The organism is Streptomyces hydrogenans, assembly GCF_014656075.1.
GTDB lineage: Bacteria > Actinomycetota > Actinomycetes > Streptomycetales > Streptomycetaceae > Streptomyces > Streptomyces hydrogenans.
Window position 1 is genome coordinate 1 of sequence record NZ_BNBS01000248.1, and the last position, 4414, is coordinate 4414.

At 70.7% G+C, this 4414-nt stretch carries 2 protein-coding genes and 1 pseudogene; all 3 read right to left on the reverse strand.

Going from position 1 to position 4414, the window contains the following annotated elements:
- Window positions 1-253: pseudogene (locus IE321_RS40850) on the reverse strand (DUF742 domain-containing protein); the annotation flags it as partial.
- 93 nt (window positions 254-346) lie between these two features.
- Entirely contained in the window at window positions 347-760 is a 414-nt protein-coding gene (locus IE321_RS40855) for a roadblock/LC7 domain-containing protein (protein WP_030496939.1), read from the reverse strand.
- Window positions 761-767: 7 nt separating this feature from the next.
- The gene (locus IE321_RS40860) at window positions 768-4001 is read right to left on the reverse strand and encodes a sensor histidine kinase (RefSeq protein WP_190226688.1); all 3234 of its coding nucleotides are present in this window, start codon (window positions 3999-4001) and stop codon (window positions 768-770) included.
- Between the last annotated feature and the right edge of the window lie 413 nt (window positions 4002-4414).

Consider the following 4414-nt stretch of genomic DNA (forward strand, 5'->3'; position numbering starts at 1 on the left):
GCTGGTAGCGCGGCCGGGTCCGGCCGCCGGTCATCGCGTACGGACGGACCAGCGGGTTGTGCCCGCCGCCGGCGCTGGAGCTGCCCGCCGAGCGCGGGGCCACCGGCTGCGCCTGCGGCTGCCCGTAGGACTGGGGGACACCCTGTCTGCTGGGTGCGGAAGGGAAGTTGTAGCGGTTCTGCGCGGTGTCGCCCAGCGGCGCCTGATGCGCGTCGAATCCGTTGTAGGGGTTCGCCCCCGGGGGTGTTCCCACGTCTCCTCCTCCGACTGCCTCGCGGTCCATGTCCCTTGGAGCCGCGTCACCGCACCCTAACGGTGCGGTGACGTCATACGCACTGTGTGTCTGTTAGTTGAGAAGACTTCCCTGGAGCTCCGCCCGGAGGTCCGGGGTGAGGACGGAGCCCGCGCGGTCCACGAGCAGGGCCATCTCGTAGCCCACGAGACCGATGTCGGACTCCGGGTGGGCGAGGACGGCCAGCGAGGATCCGTCCGAGACCGACATGATGAAGAGGAAGCCGCGCTCCATCTCCACCACGGTCTGGTTGACCGCGCCGCCCTCGAAGATCCGGGACGCGCCCGCGGTCAGCGAGGTCAGTCCGGACGCCACCGCCGCCAGCTGGTCGGCGCGGTCCCGGGGGAAGCCCTCGGACATCGCCAGCAGGAGTCCGTCGGCGGAGACCACCACCGTGTGCGACACCCCGGGGGTGTTGTCCACGAAGTTGGTGATCAACCAGTTCAGATTCTGCGCCGCCTGGCTCATGCTCACACTAACGCTCCTGGTTGTAGGTGGTACCCGGGCCGAGGCCCGATCCGTTCGTGTCCGTTCCCGCGCTGCGTCCCTGCTGGACGCCCCGGCGCAGGTTGCTCAACCTGCCCCGGACGTCCTCGGGGGCGCGGGAGACCTGGGGGCCGCCCTGCGGGGTCTGCTCCGCGGTGCCCTCGACCAGGTTGGCCTTGGGGACGCGCCGGGGGAGACCGGACGGAGTGACTCCGCCCGCCTTCGGCTCGCGGAGCTTCTTGGCCTGCTCCCAGCGCTCGTCATTGGCCGAGCGCCATTCCTCGGAGCCTTCGTTCTGCTGCTGTTCGTCCTGTCCCGCCGGCGGGGCGGGCTGGGCCGGCGGCGCGGGCTGCTGCGCCTGGGGCGCCTGCGGGGCGACACCGCCGCGGCGCGGCAGACCGGCGTCGGTCAGTCCGTGGCCGGTGTCCGGAGCGGGACTGGGAGCCGGAGCCGGACGGTCGAAGCCTACGCGCTCGGCGCCCTGTTCGGGAGCGGCCTGCGAAGATTCCGATTCCGGTCGGTAACCCTGGTCGAAAGCGCCCTGGTAGGAGCTCTGCTCCGGCCACTCGCCCTGGTGGGACTGGGGTTCGAACGCCTGGTCGTAGCCGGTGTGGGCCGCGTCCTGGGTGCCGTACGCCGCTTCCGCATACGCCTGCTGCGGGTACGCCTCGCCCTGCGCGCCGTACCCCTCGTAGCCCTGCTGCGGGGCGTAGCCGTAGCCGTTCTGCGGCTGCTGCTCGTAACCCTGCTGCTCCTGGGCGTACTCGGAGCCGTACGCCTGACCCTGCTCGTACCCCTGGGCGGGGTACTCCTGGCCGTAGCCCTGATCCTGGGGGTACTCGGCGCCGTACGCCTGACCCTGCTCGGGCTCCGCGCCGTACGGCTGGCCCTCGGTGCCCTGCACCTGGGCCTCCAGGGCCGCGCGGCGCTCCTCGCGCATCAGCGAGCGGTTGACCGGGTCCAGCTGCGGGCCCTCGCCCTGCTGCTCGTAGCGCGAGTCGTCGAAGCCGAGCTCGGCCGCGGTCCGCATCGGGGCCACGGCGGGCTCGAAGCCGCCCTGCTGCTGGTGCGGGATGATCTGGGAGACCGTGAAGTCGTCCTGGGTCGGCTGCTCGCCGCCGCCACCGTGGGTGATCGCGTCGGGGAGCATGACCAGCGAGGTGGTGCCGGCCTGCTCGCCCGAGGGGCGGAGCTGGACGCGGATGCCGTGCCGGTCGGACAGCCGGCCGACCACGAACAGGCCCATGCGCTGGGAGACGGCCGCGTCCACGGTGGGCGGGTTCGCCAGCTTGTGGTTGATGTCCGCGAAGTCCTCGGCGGTGAGGCCGATGCCCTTGTCGTGGATCTCGACCATCACGCGGCCGTCGGGGAGACGGGTCGCGGTGACGCGGACCTTGGTCTGGGGGGAGGAGAACGTGGTGGCGTTCTCCAGCAGCTCGGCGAGCAGGTGCACGAGGTCGGTCACGGCCTGGCCGTGGATCTCGGCCTCCGGCACGCCGGCGATCTCGATGCGCTCGTACTGCTCCACCTCGGAGGAGGCGGCGCGGAGCACGTCGACGAGCGGGACCGGCTGGTCCCAGCGGCGGCCCGGCTCCTCGCCGGCGAGGACCAGGAGGTTCTCGCCGTTGCGGCGCATGCGGGTCGCGAGGTGGTCCAGCTTGAAGAGGTTCTCCAGCTGGTCCGGGTCGGCCTCGTTGTTCTCCAGGTCGGTGATGAGGGTCAGCTGGCCCTCGATCAGCGACTGGTTGCGGCGCGACAGGTTGGTGAAGATCGCGTTGACGTTGCCCCGGAGCATGGCCTGCTCGGCGGCGAGCCGCACGGCCTCCCGGTGGACCTGGTCGAAGGCGCGGGCGACCTCGCCGATCTCGTCCTGCGAGTCGATCGGGATGGGCTGCACCCGGGTGTCGACCCGGCCGGGCTCGGTACGGGAGAGCTGGTCGACCAGCATCGGCAGGCGCTGCTCGGCGATGCCGAAGGCGGCGGTGCGCAGTTCGCGCATCGAGCGGCTCATCTGCCGGGCCATCATCCCGGCGAGGACGAAGGCGGCGAGCAGGGCGATGACGACGATGGCGCCGGTGACCCAGGCGTCCGTCTGGGCGTCGGAGGAGATGTCGGTGGCCTCGGCCACGGCCTTGTCGACGAGGGACTTCTCGACCTCGCTGTAGCCGTCGAACTTGGCGGTGGCGATCGCCATCCAGGTCTCGGCGGTGATGCCCTTGGCGGCGAGCGCCTTGATCGCGTCCGCGTCCTCGGCGGTGCCGATCAGGCCGGCCACGCCGGTGTAGACCGAGCCGTCCTTGCCCTTGGGCAGGGTGACGTCCGCGGCCTGCATCTGCTTCTCGCCCGCGGCGGCCTTGGCGGCCATCACCTTCTTCAGGCGCTCGACGTCCTCGGCGGTGCCACCGGAGTTGTACTCGCCGAGGGCGATCTGCTCCAGGTAGTTGTACGAGTTGAACGCGACCGACTGCTGGGCGAAGACGGCGTCCTTGGCGCTGGGCCGGACGAGCAGGTGGGTGCCGATGGAGCGCTGGAGGGAACCGGCGGCCTGCGCGAGCTGGATGGCGTAGACGGTCCGGCCGTAGCTGGTGATGTTGCCGGTGCCCAGGCCGAGCTCGTTGGAGAACTCCATGAGGTAGTGCTGCACGCCGGTGTAGCCGAGCTGGGTGTTCACCGGGTCGAGCGCGGCCGTGTAGGCGGCCTTGCGGAGCGCCGCGAGCTTGGGCTCCTCGTTCTTGAACGCCTGCAGTCGGCGCTCCAGGCCCTGGCCCGAGGGCATGTTCCGGACGGCCTCGTCGAACTTGGCGCGGGCCGCGTCGGTCGTCGCGTACGCCCGGGTGATGTCCTCGCCGGCCCGGTCCTTGCCGGCCAGCAGCGGGGCGGCCGTCAGGTCGCGCTCGTTCAGGAGGGCGGTGGAGTACTCCGAGGCGGCGCGCACGATGAGCGCCGTCTTCTCGGCGTCCTGGGCCTCCTGCCAGGTGTCGATCGACCCCTTGACCTGGAAGCCGCCCATGACGAGGCCGACGAGCACGGGTATGAGGAGGATCGCGTTCAGCCGGGTGGGCACGCGCCAGTTGCGCGGGGACAGCTTGCTGGAGCTGCCCCGGGGGGCGGGGGCGGGCACGGGCGTCACCGGTACGTCCGCGGGCGACACCGCACCGCGCGACGGCGGGGTGAAGTTGCCCCGCGCCTCCTGCTCCGCGGAGCCATCCATGCTTCGCCTCACTCGACCAACAACCTCTCCGCGTCGGCACCTACGTCGTGCCGGTGTTTCGTTCAGGGCCGTACTACTCGGGAGTTCATGAATTGCAGCACGTGATGGGGGTCCGTTCCAAACAGTGGGACGGAGCCGCTTTCAGTGGTCCACGCCTCACATAAAACGGGCATAAAGAGCGAGCCCCGCCAAATGGCGGGGCTCACGTGAGCGCAGTGACACTGATCGGATGCGTCGGGTGTCCGAGGCGCCCGAATTCTCTGTCGAAATGTTATGAAGCCCCGGGAGGGCCGTGTCGAAGGCCACAGATCGACTCCGGCCGCCCCGTTGCGACGGCTCCGGACAACTGCCCTGGCCGAAAACCTACTTGAGGCGGGCCATGAGGGCGTGCTCGACGAGGGTGATGAGCGCGCTCTTGGCGTCCG

What these genes read in the sequence shown, in the direction of transcription:
- IE321_RS40855 (WP_030496939.1), bottom strand. Translation starts at nt 760, where the DNA reads ATGAGCCAGGCGGCGCAGAATCTGAACTGGTTGATCACCAACTTCGTG.